This is a genomic window from Bradyrhizobium ontarionense, from assembly GCF_021088345.1.
Taxonomy (GTDB): domain Bacteria; phylum Pseudomonadota; class Alphaproteobacteria; order Rhizobiales; family Xanthobacteraceae; genus Bradyrhizobium; species Bradyrhizobium ontarionense.
Genome location: NZ_CP088156.1, coordinates 1,981,486 through 1,996,123, shown reverse-complemented (window position 1 = coordinate 1,996,123; position 14,638 = coordinate 1,981,486). Strand labels below are relative to the sequence as shown.

Genomic DNA, 14,638 nt, shown 5'->3' with positions numbered 1-14,638 from the left:
CCGTTGGGCTGCGGCGTCCGCTCATCCGGGCTACGCGACCCTCAGTTCCGGAACTGCTCCAAAAACAGCCGCAGCGAATCGTGCGGGGTCTCGACGTCGAGGATGACCCAGCCGTCGGACCCCTTGACGACGATGAAGTTCATGGTGACGCGGCGGCCCTGGTTGTCGAAGCTGGCGGCGACATAGGTCTTGTCGAACTGCTTGCGCAGGATCGAGATCGCGACCGGACCGAGCTTCCAGTGCGGGCTCTGCACCAGGAAATCGTACGGCTCGCGCCGCGGCGCCGTCCACGCTTTCGCCAGGCTCGGATCGAAGAACTGCCGTGCCGCCTCCGCCGTCCGCGGCAACCCGCCGGAGAACTCCGGCGCGCCCTGGCCATAATGCGCATAGACGTTGCGCACCAGCGATTCCGGCGAGCCGAAGCCGGCCGCGGCCTCGAGGGTGCTACCGAGCAGGACGAGGGCGGAGAGCAGGGGACGCATCGGCAGCTCGCATTTCGGGCGGACAGGGTCTATCTAGCCCGCAAACAACGGATCCCGTGTGATCATCCCTTGAGAGGGCTGGAATTTATGCGTGAACTTTTCGACGAGGTGGCCGGCCGATCGCCGCTCGATCCGCAGGAATCGGCGCGGCAGGCGATGCGCGCGCCGCTGCGCAAGCGCTTCTACAAGGAGGCCGGCACGGCCGAGGCCGAGGGCGGCTTCCACGTCACGCTCGACGGCCGGCCGATCCGCACGCCCTCGGGGCGCGTGGTCACGATTCCCGCCAAGGAGCTCGCCGAGGCGGTTGCCGCGGAGTGGCAGGCGCAGGGCGAGAGCATCGATCCGACCAAGATGCCGCTGACACGGTTCGCCAACAGCGTCGTGCAGTCGGTCGTCGACCGCGCCGAGCTGGTCCGCGAGGACGTCGCCAAATACCTCCAGTCCGATCTCTTGTTCTATCGCGCCGGCCATCCCGAGGGGCTGGTCGCGCGCGAGGCCGCGCATTGGGACCCAGTGCTGGATTGGGCCCGCGACAGTCTCGGCGCGCATTTCATCCTGTCCGAGGGCATCAGGCACGTGACCCAGCCCGACGCCGCCGTGCAGGCGGCGCGGGATGCGCTGCCGACCGGCGCCTGGACGCTGGCCGCGGCGCATGTGGTGACCACGGTGACCGGCTCCGCGCTGCTCGCGTTGGCGCTGGTGCACGGCGTGGGTGACGCCGACCAGGTCTGGGCGGCGGCCCATGTCGACGACGACTGGAACGCCGAGCAGTGGGGCGCCGACGAGGAGGCGATGAGCCGCCGCGCCGCCAAGAAGATCGACTACCAGGCGGCCGTCCGCATCCTTCGGGACGTCGACGCAGCGCACTGAGGCCGGTTAACGCCGGGTTTAGGGCAGCCCGCTAGGCTATGCACGTAACCCGAGTACGCGCATGGTCCAGAGTGTCACCCCGTCGCCTTCCGTGAGCGCCGTCCGCGGCGTCGGCAGCTCGCCGGCCGGACCCACGCTGCAGGCCGCAACCACGCTGCAGGCCGGTGCGCTGCTCAGCGCCAGGGTGCAGCAGGTGCTCGCTGAGAACCTGGTGCAGGTCGCGATCGGAAACCTGTCGCTGGAGCTGGCGAGCGATCTGCCGCTGCAGGCCGGCCAGAGCGTGCAGGTCGCGGTGTCGCAGACGCCGCAGGGGCTGCAGCTCGCGATCGTCGGGCAGGGCGGTGGCGCTGCCGCCGGATCGACCGGCACCAGCACACCGGCCGCCACCGTCGTCGACGTCACCGGACGACTGGCGCCGGCGCTGCCCCCGCCGCAGGATCCGCTGACCGGGCTGGAGCGCCTCGCGCTGTCGATCGCCAGCGAGGAGGCGGCAACCCGCCAGGGCAGCCAGGGCCAGCTTTTCGCCGATCTGCAGGCCGTCGCAGACTCGCCCAGCCTGCCGCCGGCATTGCGCGCCGCGGTCGCGCAGGTGCTGGCGCAGCAGACGCCGCTGACGCCGGCGCTGACGCCGGAGGATGTTCAGACCGCGGTGCAGAGTTCCGGCCTGTTCCTGGAATCGTCGCTCGCCAATGGCAGCGCGGGTGCCGGCGCGCCGGATCTGAAGGCGGCGCTGATCGTGCTGCGCCAGACGCTCGCGTCGGTGCTGCAGACCGTCGATCCCGGCACCACCGCGTCGACTGTGCCAGCAGCCGGCGGCTCCTACGCCTCGGTGCTGTCCGAGGCCGGCCGCGCCGCCGCCGCCCAGCAGCGGACCGCCGCGCCCTCGCTGGTGCCGGACATCGAGATCGAGCTGCCGCCGCAGCCGTGGCCAACGGGTACGGCATCGGCCAGCCTGACCGGCGCGGCGCTGATCGCGACCCTGACCCAGGCCAAGGCGCAATCGCTAACGCCGGGCGCGGTGCTGGCCGTGCTGCAGGAAGCCCAGCAGCAGATCCCGCGCGCCGGCGGCCTCATTCCCGGACGCGGCATGACGAATGGGCGCGGCGACGTGGTCGTCCGCACCAACACGCCGCCCCCGCCATTCCGCGGCGGCGCGCCGATGCCGCAATCGGTGGCGACGCCGACGCTCGGTCCGGACATGCCATTGTCGGCGATCGCGCACCGCCTGCTCGATGAGACCGATCAGGCGCTGTCGCGCCAGACCTTGCTGCAGGTCGCCTCGCTGCCGGATCGCCCCGACGCGTCAGGCCCCCGCACCGACCCCGCGCAGCCGCGCTGGAACTTCGAGATCCCCTTCGCCACCCAGCAGGGCACTGCGATGGCGCAGTTCGAGATCTCGCGCGATGGCGGCACGCAGTCGCCCGATGCGGCCAAGCGGACCTGGCGGGCGCGCTTCTCGCTCGATGTCGAGCCGGCCGGCCCCGTGCATGCGATGATCAGCTTCAGCGCCGAGCGCACCTCGGTGCGGATGTGGGCCGAGCGCCCCGTGACCGCCGCGCGGCTGCGCGCCGGGCTCTCCGATCTCAGCCAGGCGCTCAGCCGCGCCGAGCTTTCGCCCGGCGATCTCGTGGTGCAGGACGGCGCGCCGCCGGCCGTGATGCCGCCCAAGGCCGGCCATTTCCTGGATCGCGCGCTATGAGCATCGACGTGAAGGCCACAACGAAGACTCAGGCCAAGACCCAGCTCGCCGTTGCGCTGCATTACGACAAGGGGCACGGCGCGCCCCGCGTCGTCGCCAAGGGCAAGGGTACGATCGGCGCCAAGATCATCGAGGTCGCCAAGGCGCACGACATCCCGATCGAGGAGAACGAGGTGCTGGCCGGCGCGCTCTCCAATGTCGAGATCGGTGACGAGATCCCAGAGGAGCTCTACAAGGCCGTCGCCGAGGTGCTGGTGTTCGTGCTCAACCTGTCGCGACCGGCGCGCTGAGCGGCGCGCAGCGCCACAGCCCGATTTTGTGATCTCCGTCATGCTTCGATCGCGATCGCCCTGTGATAGGGAGATCGCGAGACTGACGGAGAGACCCGCAATGCCCCTGATCACCCGCCGTCGTGCGCTCGGCCTCATGGCCGGCGCGAGCATGTTGCCGCCGCGCGCCTTCGCCCATGTCGCGCCTCAGCGCAGCGAGATCCGCGGTGCGCTGGCGAAGTACTTCACCGATGACGGCACCAAGGGGACCTTCGTCGCCTACAAGGTCGAGGACTATCTCGTCATCGCCAGCGACACCGAGCGCTCGGGCGAGGGGAAGCTGCCGGCCTCGACCTTCAAGATCGCGAACTCGCTGATCGCGCTGGAAACGGGCGTCGTCGAAGATCCAGACAAGGACGTGTTCAAGTGGGATGGTGTCGTCAGATCGATCGAGGCCTGGAACAAGGATCACACCTTGCGCAGCGCCATCGCGGTGTCGGCCGTGCCGGTGTATCAGGAGATCGCGCGCCGCATCGGCCCCGAGCGCATGCAGAAATTCCTCGATGAGCTCGACTACGGCAATCACGACATCGGCGGCGGCATCGATCAGTTCTGGCTCACGGGAGCCTTGCGCATCGATCCGGTGCAGCAGGTCGACTTCGTCGATCGTCTCCGCCGCGGCACGCTGCCGATGTCGAAGCGCAGCCAGGATCTGGTGCGCGACATCATCCCGACCGTCAAGGTCGGCGACTCGCTGATTCATTTCAAGTCCGGGCTGCTCGGCGCAGAGCGCGGCGAACATACGCTCGGCTGGATGGTCGGCTGGGTCGACAAATCAGATCAGCCGACCGTGTTCGCGCTCAACATGGATTGTCCGGAGCAGCGTCACGTTGCCGACCGCATGACGCTGACGCAAGCCTGCCTGAAGGACACCGGCGCGCTGTAGAGCCCTGGTGCCGTAAGGTGGGCAAAGGCGCATTGCACGCCTATCGTTGTTGACGGCAGCATCGCGCGCCGTGCCCACCCTACGGAACTGCATTGCGACAAGGGGCAGGGCGCGCCCGCATGTCGTCGCCACGGACAAGGGCACGATCGGCGTCAAGATCACCGAGGTCGCGAAGGCCCACGACATCCCGATCGAGGAGAACGAGATGCTGGCCGGCGCGCTCTCCGATGTCGAGCTCGGCGACGAGATCCCGGAGGAGCTCTACAAGGCGGTCGCCGAGGTCCTGGTGTTCGTGCTCAACCTGTCGCGGCCGACGCGCTGACCGGCGCGCAGCGACGAGCTCGATTTTGTGGCTGCCGCCATGCTTCGATCGCGATCGCCCCGTGATAGGTAGGGCGAAGCACGGACGAAGCGACCAGCAATGCCTCTGGTCAGCCGCCGCCGAGTGCTTGGCCTGATGGCCGGCGCCAGCATGTTGCTCGCACGCGTATCAGCCCATGTCGCGCCTCGGCGCAGCGAGATCCGCAAGTCCCTGGTGAAACGTCGGCGCGCTGTGATGCGACGGTGCTGCTTACGATGGGGGCGTGCATGGCGCGTCCTATCTCCGTCGGCAGAGCCATCGCCTTTTTTGAACTTGATAAGTCATGCGTTCGGCCGATTGCGGCCGACGGCGCGTTCGGACAGGATAGCTGTACTAAGGCCAATGATAGTTCCTCCCGCGTGATCTTGCTTCAGCAGATCGGGTGAAGCGTTGGGAGGCATCGCGTGAGAATCTTGTAATGCGTATTCGCTTGGACGTTCTTCCTTCACTGCTGATAATTATGGTACGGCGCGCCATCCGTCGTCTCAGACGGAAGATCAACACGCTCCGAAACGTGATGGTCAGGTTGGGTTTGGCTAGGACGGACGTAGGTGATGTCCCTCGACGATGGGACAAATACAACACCATCATTGACGCTTTGGCGGCGCAGGTCAGCGATCTTCGAAGACGTTCTGCCGAGCAGAAGGTGGCTTTTGAGGCTCTGGCGGTTGAAGCCACCGAACTCCGCAAGGGGTACGACGGCTACCGTGGAGCCTATGAAAATTGCTGCGGCGAGTTGGCTTTGGCGAAAGATCGGCGGCGGCGCCTGCTGAACAGTCTGGAAAAATCCAGAAACGATGAGCGAATTCTGCCAAACGGCTTGGCGGGGCGTCAGCTCTGTTTCATGCACATCGGGAAGACGGCGGGCACCTCGCTTCAACATGCATTGTTCGAAGCCATGAAGGGCACGGCTATCTTCCACGAATCGTTGGAAAACTTTGATGAAGTTTCATCTTCTGAAATATCGCTCAACGATCTCGTGATCGGACATTTCAACTATCAGCATACGGCTAAATTGCGTCCCGATCGTTTCCTGCTCACGTTCCTGAGAGACCCGGTCGAGCGTGTGATATCAAGTTATTATTTTTTGAGAACGGACTCACCGATATCCTCCTACAGCAGGAGGGCGATCGAAATCGCCCAAGGGACCACTCTGACGGAATTCTTGAAATGCGATGATCCGGCGGTCCGGATGGTGACGGAGAATTACCAGGCCAAGGCCATCGCTCGTGACGTCAGGCCGGAGTACCAAGCTGCAATCCGGGATCTGCGCGGAGAGGCCGAACGAAATTTGTCGAGCTTCGACTTCGTCGGCATCGTGGAACATTTCAATGAGGCCGTAGCCTCCTTGTCGTTGATGGTCGGTATCGATCTGACCGCGAAACGCCTCAACGTGAATAAGATTCGTGCGTCTGCCCCGCCTGTTTCATCGTCTGACATCGAGAGCATCAGGCAATTGAATGCCGTGGATCTGGCGCTGTATGACAAGGCGCGAAGTCTCTTCGAGCGACGCAGGGCTCTTTCTCTGCAGCACTGAGGTGCGTCTCACGGAGATCGGTGCGCGCTGACTTCGGTGCGTCGCTCAGCGCCGCGATAGCTCCAGATCGACGCCGGTGATCTCCGTGCCCGTGGGCCGGATCGAGACCGTCTGACGGCGGCCGCTGGTGGTCAGCGACAGGCCGGCTGAGAAGGTCTGGCCGCGCGCCTGCGCCTCGATGCGATTGCCCGACGCCCGGCCTTCGATCGTGCCCGAGGCATTGTGGCTGGCCTCGGTCCATTGCCCCGAGATCTCGCCGCCGCGATAGGCGACGTCGCTGGAGAGATCGATGTTGTAGCTGTCGCTGGCGCAGCGGATGTTGAGGCGCAGCTGCTCGCCGGCGCCGCCGACGTCGTAGGCGGCGCGGCAGCGCAGCCGCTCCTGGTTGCCGTCGGAGGTGCTCAGCACGCCGCCGCCGGTCCAGGAGCCTTCCAGGCCCCGGAACGGCGAGGCGGGCGCGGCATGGGCCGCGCTCCCCGCGGCGAGGGCGGTCAGCAGGATGGGGATCGCAAGGCGAGAGGCGCGCATCATCGGGCTCCATGTCATCGTTGAAATGTCATCGTCGAAAATCGTGCGACAACGCAGGAACACCTGATACGTTCGATGTGTCACATCAAGAATTGATCCAAATCGTTCTGTTTTTTGTCACGACAATTTGAGCAGCGTGCGCAGGAAATCCGTCACAGCCTGGCGCGCGGCTTCCGCCGTCGCCGGATTGCCGCCGACATGCGGATCGAACTCGACGCAGGCGTCCTGATAGGTGAAGGGCTGCTGCGTCTCGGCATTCATCAGCATGCCGCCGTCGCCTTCCCGAATGCGGCAGTTGCGCACGGTCTGCGCTTTGGTGGCGACGGCGACCATGTTGGCGCCGAGCAGGCCGAGATCGAAGCCGTGCGGCGAGTCCGGATATTCCGTCAGCTCGACGTCGCGCCCGGCTGTCTTCAGCCGCTCGACGAAGGCCTTGCAGGTCCGCACCGGATTGTAGTCGTCCGGTCCGCCGTGGAAGATCCGGATCGGCCGCGCCACCACGTCGGTGTCGCCGAGATAGGTCGTGGCGCAGTCCGGATAGAACGGAATGTAGGCGGCGAACCGCAGCCCCGATGTGTTCCAGCGCTTGTGGAAGCGTTCCAGGCTCGCGTACAGCGCCGCCTGTCCGCCGCGCGAAAACCCCATCAGCACGATGCGCTCAGGATCGACGCGCGGATGCTTCGCCAGCACGTCGAGCGCGTGATAGATGTCAATGATCAGGTTGAGCCGGCCGAGCTGGGCCTGGTTGGTGCTGGTCGCGGTGATGCCGCGTCCGGTGAAGCCGTCGATCACGAAGGTCGACACACCCATCCCGTTGAATGTGCGCGACCAGGCCGCGATGTTGGCGCCGACGCCGCCCGAGCCATGCATCAGCACCACCACCGGCAGCCGTCCGCTACCTTGCGCGACGCGCAGCTCGCCGGCGACGGTGACCGGCTTGCCGTTGTCGTCGCCTGACAGGAACTGCCGGTCGGACAGCGTGAGCGAGGGGATCGGATACATCTCGATCCGCGCCGGGGTGTCCTTGGGGATGCCTTGTGCGACGGCGCTGGTGGCGCTCGACAACAGTCCGAACGTCGCGAGCATCATCACGGCCGCCGCTGCGATCACGCGCAGGGGATGCTGGCCGACGCGGCGTGTTGGTGTCAGACTGAAACGAACGCACGCGGCAAGCACCGCCGGTGCGGCACCAATGTGTCGCTCCATGACCGTCCTCCTGGCTTGCCGCTTGTTGCGCGGCTTTGGAACCGAGTAGAACGAGGGAACGCGATACTGTCAAACGGCCTCGCGCGTTGCGCCGACGGACGTTCGGTGGACAACGCGGAGCATGGTGCGCCGCGGAAGCGAGAGGCGTGCCGAACCTGGTTGAGAACCCCGCACGCTGATCGCGCCGCCTTCACCGAGATTCCTGCCGTTAGCGTCATTCAGGCCGAGGTGGTCGCGGTCGAAGACCGCTCACCTGTGCTCTGCTTTCGGCGAATAGCCGAAGGTCCGTTTGAAGGCATGGCCGAAAGCGCTCTGAGAGAGATACCCGACCTCGCGGGCGACGCTCGCGAGGTTCGTCTCGCGTTCGCTCAACAGCTGCCGCGCCAGCAGCATCCGCCAGGAGGTCAGATAGTCGAGCGGAGGCTTGCCGACGCGGCGCGCGAAGCGAGCCGAGAAGGCCGATCGCGACATGCCGACCCGCGCCGCCAGCGCGGCGACGGTCCATGGATGCGCGACCGCGCCGTGCATCAGTCGAAGGGATTCCCCGATCGGACGATCCGCAAGAGCCCCGATCCAGCCGACGCAGGCCTCGCCGTGCTCGGCAACGTAGGCACGGATGGCCTCCACGAACAGGATCTCGGCAAGTCGCGTGGTGACGAGCGATCCGCCGATATGCTCCCGGCCAGCCTCGGCATCCAACAGATCGAGTGTCCGAGATACGGCGGCGGCCGAACCCGATGTCTTCTCGATGTGCAAAAAGCGGGGAAGCGCGTCGAGCACGAAGCTGGCTTCGGCACTCGCGAAGGTGATGCTTCCGCCGATCATGATGGTGTCATCGCCACCCAATCGGACGACATCGCAGCCAGGCTCCGCGTACAAGGCGGCGCCGTCGGTCGGCTCGATGTCGGGATGGCTCGCCACCGCGTGAGTCGAGCTGCCGATGAGGAAGACGTCGCCTTCCGCCAATCGTCGTGCAGGCTCGCCGGGCAGGATCATCCAGCATGCCCCGCGCAGAACGGCGACGAGCTTCAATCGCTGTCTCTCGGGGAAGGCGAGACCCCACGCACCGGTAGCCTCAAGACGGGTTCGTCCGCCGCTGCGCGCCCCCAGGACGGTCAGCACATCCGATAACGGATCAGCGCGAGATGTGGACGAACGCGACAACATCATGGTCGAATAAGCATAGATCCTCCAGCCCCGATTGCCTAGGTCTCCTCAAACAGGAGGCCAGCCATGAGCATTGCGAACAAAGTCGTCATCATCACGGGAGCAGGCAGCGGGATAGGTCGGGCCACTGCCATTCATCTTGCATCGCAAGGCGCCCGTGTCGTTCTGGGGGCGCGACGGGAACAGCTTATTGCTGTCCTCGTTGCTGACATCGAGGCCAATGGCGGCAAAGCCGTTTATCGCAAGACCGATGTCACGAAGCGCGACGATCTCGTGGACCTCGTCGACCTCGCATGCGAGCGGTTCGGCCGCCTCGATGTCATCATCAACAACGCCGGCGTCGGCCCGCTGTCTCGTTTCGATGCGTTGCGTGTCGACGAATGGGAGCAGATGATCGACGTCAATTTGAAGGGGGTACTGTACGGCATCGCCGCGGCGCTGCCTGTGTTCGGCCGCCAGCAGAGCGGACACGTCATCAATGTCGTCTCCACCGCAGGCCTCAAGATTTTGCCGACGATGGGCGTCTATGCGGCGACCAAGAACGCCGTGCGCACGCTCAGCGAAGCCCTTCGACAGGAGTCGGGACCGAACATCCGGGTCACCGAGGTCTCACCTGGAATGATCCGGACCGACTTCGCCGGCTCGGTGAAGGACGAGGCAGTGCAGGCAGCGCTGCGGGAGCGATTGGCCGCCATCGCCATCCCTGCGGAGTCCATCGCCCGTGCCATCGCCTTCGCCATCGAGCAACCCGCCGACGTCGACGTCGGAAGCATCGTCGTGCGGCCGACGGCGCAGGAATAGCGATTGCGATCCGGTAAGGTCGTGTCTGTGATTGAACCATGCGTCACGGAGCATCGCGGGCGGCAACTGGCGGTTCTGCGCTCTGGAAAATTGAGCGGGCCCTCGCGCGTGCCTCGAAACTGGCTCATAGCGCCTGCCATGATCCATTCAGGTCGGGCAGCACGACGAAGGGCTTGGCGATGCGGCGGCGGGACATCTTGAGAGGGCTGTTCGCCGGAGCGCTGGGGGCGGCCATGCCATGGAGAGCGCGAGCAGTGACACCGGACGAGATCGCACAGAACTATCAGCGACAAGCGATCGAGAGGTTTCCGCTCAAGCTGGTCGAGACCACGGGCGATAATGCGCTGGCGAAATGGCAGGAGCTGAAAGCCGCCGGGCAGGGAATCCCGGTCGTGCTCGGAGGTGAAGACGAGCATCACTCGTTGGGCAATCTCCTGACGCCCTTTGGTCCGAACGGACCCTATGGCCCGCCGCTACGGTCGGTCGAAGAGATCCTGCAAAAAGCAGCAGAGATCAGGTTTCCCGATGATCTCGCCGCGCGCAACGTGGCCGGCCACCAGGCCGCGGTCCAGCACCTGAAGGATCTTCTCGCGGCAAAACCGGACATGCCGCTGCCGGTGATCACCGAGACCAAAGACGGGAAGACCCGAACCCTGACACGCGACGAGACCATCGCGGCGATGGTCAGAGACAGGCATGAGCCTCCGATCGGCGAATGGCCGGACAGGCCGGAGACGGGGTGGGGCTTGTCGGTGGCGGAGGATACTCGCACAGGACAGCCGCTTCAGAAGGTCATCATCGGTCTGGCGCCGACCGATGACTGGACGACCATTCCGGCTCTTCTCCGCTGGGGCGATTGGAACGGCTGCCCCAAGCCCGAAGAACATGTCGCTGCCCTGCGGAGCTGGCGCGACCGCTATGGCGCGGAGCTCGTCGGCATGAGCGCCGACACCATCAATTTGCGGGTGGCAAGCCGGCCGAAGACGCGCGAGGAAGCGCTCGCGCTGGCGCGGGAACACTACGTGTACTGCAACGATATCATCGACCAGGGAGCGGAGACCTTGAGCGCTCTTGCCGCCGCGCTGATGGCGAATGACTGGTGGTACTTCTGGTGGGATTGAGGACAAGCCGCGTGGACTTCGTATGTCGATGACAGTGCACTCAATCGACAGAAGAACCTTGGATCTTCATCGTCAAAGATGGGCCTTTGCGGGGCGGTCTTGCAGAAAGCTGCACTTTCCGTGATATGACTACTGTAGTCACAGTGAGGTGGCCATGCGGGAAATCCAGCTTCGCGAGGCAAAGGCCAGCCCGTCTGCCGTGGTCGATGAGGCCATGGAAGGAAAGCCCTCGGTGATCACGCGCCACGGCAAACGCCAGGCGGTCGTCTTGAGCTACGAGGAGTGGGAGCGGCTTTCCCACGTTCCGACCTTCGGGCGATTGCTGATGGCCGCGCCACTCACGGCCGACGATCTGCCTGAACGAAATCCCGTTCCGGTCCGGGCCGCTAAATTCTGACGCCTTGTACCTCGTCGACACCAACGTCATTTCCGCCGGGTCTCCGGGACGGCCCGTGCCTCCCGCGCTGCTCGCCTGGATGGACGCGCAGTCGGCGTCATTGTTCGTGTCGTATGAATGCGTGCAGAGATCGAACCGAGCGTCCTTGATCTTATCATGAAGTCGTCGATCTGCCCGACGGGCAATCCGTGCATGTCTCTCATACCCAAACTGCTCGTCGTGCCAGTTTGTCGCGGACTCATCACTTGCACCGTCGGGCAAATCAGCTCCACATTTCCGCGCATCCCGGCCCGCCAAGAGGGACGTTTCGCGATCGTCACGAACGTCGGGCCGGGGATGCGGTGGGCGCGTCGCTCTGCAGCCTGGTCTCACGATCGGGCGGACGAACGGAGCGATGCGACGGTGAAATCGTGTGGTCCTGGCCTCCCGATGCTGAGGCCAAGTCGGTGGTGATGATGATCCGCTGACGACGGGGGCAATCAAGCCGGTCCCCGGGGAGAGCACGTATAAGCTGTCAAACCATCGCGCAGGGAAGGCCGGGATGTCCCCGCCGAACCTGTGGTCCTACCCCGTGCTTTTTCACTGCACGGGGGCCATGGGGGCGGCAGGCTCCCGGTCTTCCCTGCGCCTCTTCTTCCGAAGGAGAGGCCGAACTGATGCAAAGCCCGGGCGCAATCGGCCGCGGGATCGCTACGCCATGACCCTTCGCTACGACCTCACGTCTTTGACCGCCAGCCTGGCCGACACGCCGAGCAACGGCCGCCGCCCGGCGCCTCGGCAGAGTCGGCGTCGATCGGCCGGGTCACGCCGCGGCTCGCCCGATCCGGCCGAGATGGGTGAAGCCGAAGCCGTCGACGTATTTCAGTCCGTAGCCGGCGAGCCGGTCGACGCCGATATGGGCGAGCCAGATGGTGGCGATCTCGACGACGAGCGGCTGTCCGGCCACGAGTCCGATCGCGAGCAGGGCGGCGGGTGCGAGCGTGTTGTGGACGGCATTGTAGACCAGGGCGCCCACGCGCGGCCCGCTCAGATACCCGGCGAAGCTGACGTCGGGGGCCAGGAACAGCGCCGCGAACAGCCACCACGATCCGCCCTGGTGGGCATAGAAGGCCGCCGCTGCGGCCGCCAGCACCAGCCCTTCGAGCCGCAACAGCAGGCGCACGCCGCCCAGGACGGCGCCAGGGGATGCGCCCGCAGGCTCAGTGACCAGATTCGGTTGAGTGGCCATATCCATGATTCTGCTTCCAATTCCGAACTGTGGGAGAGCGGCCGGCACTGCCGAAAGCCGCTTTTCGCTTTCGAAATAGCCGTGTTAGAAGGCCGCCAACAGTCACGACATCGGGAACGGGCGGGAAACGCATGAAGGACATCCTGGACACCCTCGAGGAGCGCCGCGCGGGCGCCAAGCTCGGCGGCGGCGAGAAGCGCATCGAGGCGCAGCATGCCCGCGGCAAGCTGACCGCGCGCGAGCGCATCGAGCTGCTGCTCGACAAGGGCAGCTTCGAGGAGTTCGACATGTTCGTCGAGCACCGCTCGACCGAGTTCGGCATGGAGAAGAACAAGATCCCCGGCGACGGCGTCGTCACCGGCTGGGGCACGGTCAACGGCCGTAAGACCTTCGTCTTCGCCAAGGATTTTACCGTGTTCGGCGGCTCGCTGTCCGAGACCCATGCGCTGAAGATCACCAAGCTGCAGGACATGGCGATGAAGGCGCGTGCGCCGATCATCGGCCTCTATGATGCCGGCGGCGCCCGCATCCAGGAGGGCGTCGCCGCGCTCGCGGGCTATTCCTACGTCTTCCGCCGCAACGTGCTGGCCTCCGGCGTGATCCCGCAGATCTCCGTCATCATGGGTCCGTGCGCCGGCGGCGATGTCTATTCGCCGGCCATGACCGACTTCATCTTCATGGTGAAGCACACGAGCTACATGTTCGTGACCGGACCGGACGTCGTGAAGACCGTGACCAACGAGGTGGTGACGGCAGAGGAGCTCGGCGGCGCCTCGGTGCACGCGACGCGCTCCTCGATCGCCGACGGCGCCTTCGAGAACGACGTCGAGACCCTGCTGCAGATGCGCCGGTTGATCGACTTCCTGCCGGCGAACAACACCGACGGCGTGCCGGAATGGCCGAGCTTCGACGACATCGAGCGGGTCGACATGTCCTTGGACACGCTGATCCCCGACAATCCGAACAAGCCCTACGACATGAAGGAGCTGATCCTGAAGGTCGTCGACGAGGGCGACTTCTTCGAGATCGCCGACCTGTTTGCCAAGAACATCGTCACCGGCTTCGGCCGCATCGCCGGCCGCACCGTCGGCTTCGTCGCCAACCAGCCGATGGTGCTGGCCGGTGTGCTCGACTCTGACGCCTCGCGAAAAGCCGCGCGCTTTGTCCGTTTTTGTGACGCCTTCAACATTCCGATCGTCACCTTCGTCGATGTGCCCGGCTTCCTGCCGGGCACCGCGCAGGAATATGGCGGGCTGATCAAGCATGGCGCCAAGCTGTTGTTTGCGTACTCGCAGTGCACGGTGCCGCTGGTCACGATCATCACCCGCAAGGCCTATGGCGGCGCCTTCGACGTCATGGCCTCCAAGGAGATCGGCGCCGACATGAACTACGCCTGGCCGACGGCGCAGATCGCGGTCATGGGCGCCAAGGGCGCGGTCGAGATCATCTTCCGCGCCGACATGGCGGACCCCGAGAAGATCGCCGCACGCACCAAGGAATACGAGGACCGCTTCCTGTCGCCCTTCATCGCCGCCGAGCGCGGCTACATCGACGACGTCATCATGCCGCACTCCACCCGCCGCCGCATCGCGCGTGCGCTCGCCATGCTCAGAGACAAGAAGATGGAGATGCCGGCGAAGAAGCACGACAATCTGCCGCTGTGAGCAGCGGCATGACAGTGAGGGCGGGCCACGCCGTGTGGCTCGCCGACCGAACCTAAAAATTGATGGCAGCAGGAGCTGCCGCATGTCCGATGTCCCATCTGCCCGACGACCATCCGCTGAAGCTGGCGCATCGCCGCTCGATCCGGCACCGCGCCGAGATCGAAGCCAGCCGTCTCTGCGGCTGCTTCTTTTGCGAGCGGATCTTCGTTGCGCCGCTCATCATCGACTGGATCCGTGAGGACGACACCGCGCTCTGTCCGTTCTGTGGAATCGTCAGTGTGCTCGGAGACGCCTCTGGCCTCCCGATCACAGAGGATTTCCTCCAGGAAATGCGGATCGCATGGTTCTGCTAGGCCCGCGGC

Annotated in this window: 16 protein-coding genes; 11 read left to right on the top strand and 5 right to left on the bottom strand. The window is 65.3% G+C overall.

Features of this window, described 5'->3' with window-relative positions:
• Positions 1–41: 41 nt before the first annotated feature.
• The gene (locus LQG66_RS09020; RefSeq protein ID WP_231325564.1) at positions 42–482 is read right to left on the bottom strand and encodes a hypothetical protein; all 441 of its coding nucleotides are present in this window, start codon (positions 480–482) and stop codon (positions 42–44) included.
• A gap of 87 nt (positions 483–569) precedes the next feature.
• Here LQG66_RS09020 and LQG66_RS09015 point away from each other — a divergent pair, with 87 nt between their 5' ends.
• From LQG66_RS09015 to LQG66_RS08990, 6 genes are all read left to right on the top strand, one after another.
• A complete protein-coding gene (locus LQG66_RS09015; protein WP_231325562.1) occupies positions 570–1,352 on the top strand; it encodes an ATP12 family chaperone protein in 783 nt (260 codons plus the stop codon).
• A gap of 61 nt (positions 1,353–1,413) precedes the next feature.
• A complete protein-coding gene (gene fliK, locus LQG66_RS09010) occupies positions 1,414–3,051 on the top strand; it encodes a flagellar hook-length control protein FliK (protein WP_231325560.1) in 1,638 nt (545 codons plus the stop codon).
• Positions 3,048–3,341, top strand: a complete 294-nt coding sequence (locus LQG66_RS09005; RefSeq protein WP_231325558.1) for an EscU/YscU/HrcU family type III secretion system export apparatus switch protein — start codon at positions 3,048–3,050, stop codon at positions 3,339–3,341. Before fliK ends, LQG66_RS09005 begins: the two co-directional genes overlap by 4 nt.
• Before the next feature lie 100 nt (positions 3,342–3,441).
• On the top strand, positions 3,442–4,266 hold the full coding sequence (gene blaOXA / locus LQG66_RS09000; protein WP_231325556.1) for a class D beta-lactamase: 825 nt from the start codon (positions 3,442–3,444) through the stop codon (positions 4,264–4,266).
• Between the two features lie 70 nt (positions 4,267–4,336).
• On the top strand, positions 4,337–4,588 hold the full coding sequence (locus LQG66_RS08995; RefSeq protein WP_231325553.1) for an EscU/YscU/HrcU family type III secretion system export apparatus switch protein: 252 nt from the start codon (positions 4,337–4,339) through the stop codon (positions 4,586–4,588).
• A gap of 457 nt (positions 4,589–5,045) precedes the next feature.
• Positions 5,046–6,164 carry a sulfotransferase family 2 domain-containing protein gene (locus LQG66_RS08990; protein ID WP_231325551.1) on the top strand — a complete coding sequence of 373 codons (1,119 nt, stop codon included), beginning with the start codon at positions 5,046–5,048 and terminating at the stop codon, positions 6,162–6,164.
• 45 nt (positions 6,165–6,209) lie between these two features.
• Here LQG66_RS08990 and LQG66_RS08985 read toward each other — a convergent pair whose 3' ends face one another.
• The 3 genes from LQG66_RS08985 to LQG66_RS08975 form a co-directional block, all read right to left on the bottom strand.
• Entirely contained in the window at positions 6,210–6,695 is a 486-nt protein-coding gene (locus tag LQG66_RS08985; protein WP_345778941.1) for a hypothetical protein, read from the bottom strand.
• Positions 6,696–6,809: 114 nt separating this feature from the next.
• Complete coding sequence (locus LQG66_RS08980) at positions 6,810–7,898, bottom strand: dienelactone hydrolase family protein (protein WP_231325547.1); 1,089 nt, start codon at positions 7,896–7,898, stop codon at positions 6,810–6,812.
• Positions 7,899–8,147: 249 nt separating this feature from the next.
• Entirely contained in the window at positions 8,148–9,065 is a 918-nt protein-coding gene (locus LQG66_RS08975) for an AraC family transcriptional regulator (protein ID WP_231327732.1), read from the bottom strand.
• Positions 9,066–9,131: 66 nt separating this feature from the next.
• Between LQG66_RS08975 and LQG66_RS08970 the strand changes: the two genes are divergently transcribed.
• The 3 genes from LQG66_RS08970 (at position 9,132) to LQG66_RS08960 (ending at position 11,384) form a co-directional block, all read left to right on the top strand.
• Entirely contained in the window at positions 9,132–9,866 is a 735-nt protein-coding gene (locus LQG66_RS08970; RefSeq protein WP_231325544.1) for an SDR family oxidoreductase, read from the top strand.
• Between the two features lie 179 nt (positions 9,867–10,045).
• Positions 10,046–10,987: a DUF4253 domain-containing protein gene (locus tag LQG66_RS08965; protein ID WP_231327731.1), complete on the top strand. Its 942-nt coding sequence runs from the start codon at positions 10,046–10,048 to the stop codon at positions 10,985–10,987.
• A gap of 154 nt (positions 10,988–11,141) precedes the next feature.
• Positions 11,142–11,384, top strand: a complete 243-nt coding sequence (locus LQG66_RS08960) for a type II toxin-antitoxin system Phd/YefM family antitoxin (RefSeq protein WP_231325542.1) — start codon at positions 11,142–11,144, stop codon at positions 11,382–11,384.
• Positions 11,385–12,186: 802 nt separating this feature from the next.
• Here the strand turns inward: LQG66_RS08960 and LQG66_RS08955 are convergent.
• On the bottom strand, positions 12,187–12,618 hold the full coding sequence (locus tag LQG66_RS08955; RefSeq protein WP_231325540.1) for a DUF4260 domain-containing protein: 432 nt from the start codon (positions 12,616–12,618) through the stop codon (positions 12,187–12,189).
• A gap of 125 nt (positions 12,619–12,743) precedes the next feature.
• On the opposite strand from LQG66_RS08955, the gene LQG66_RS08950 reads away from it, so the two are divergent.
• Together LQG66_RS08950 and LQG66_RS08945 are read left to right on the top strand one after the other, a co-directional pair.
• A complete protein-coding gene (locus LQG66_RS08950) occupies positions 12,744–14,276 on the top strand; it encodes an acyl-CoA carboxylase subunit beta (RefSeq protein WP_231325537.1) in 1,533 nt (510 codons plus the stop codon).
• Between the two features lie 89 nt (positions 14,277–14,365).
• Entirely contained in the window at positions 14,366–14,629 is a 264-nt protein-coding gene (locus tag LQG66_RS08945) for a cytoplasmic protein (protein WP_231325535.1), read from the top strand.
• The last annotated feature ends 9 nt before the right edge of the window (positions 14,630–14,638 follow it).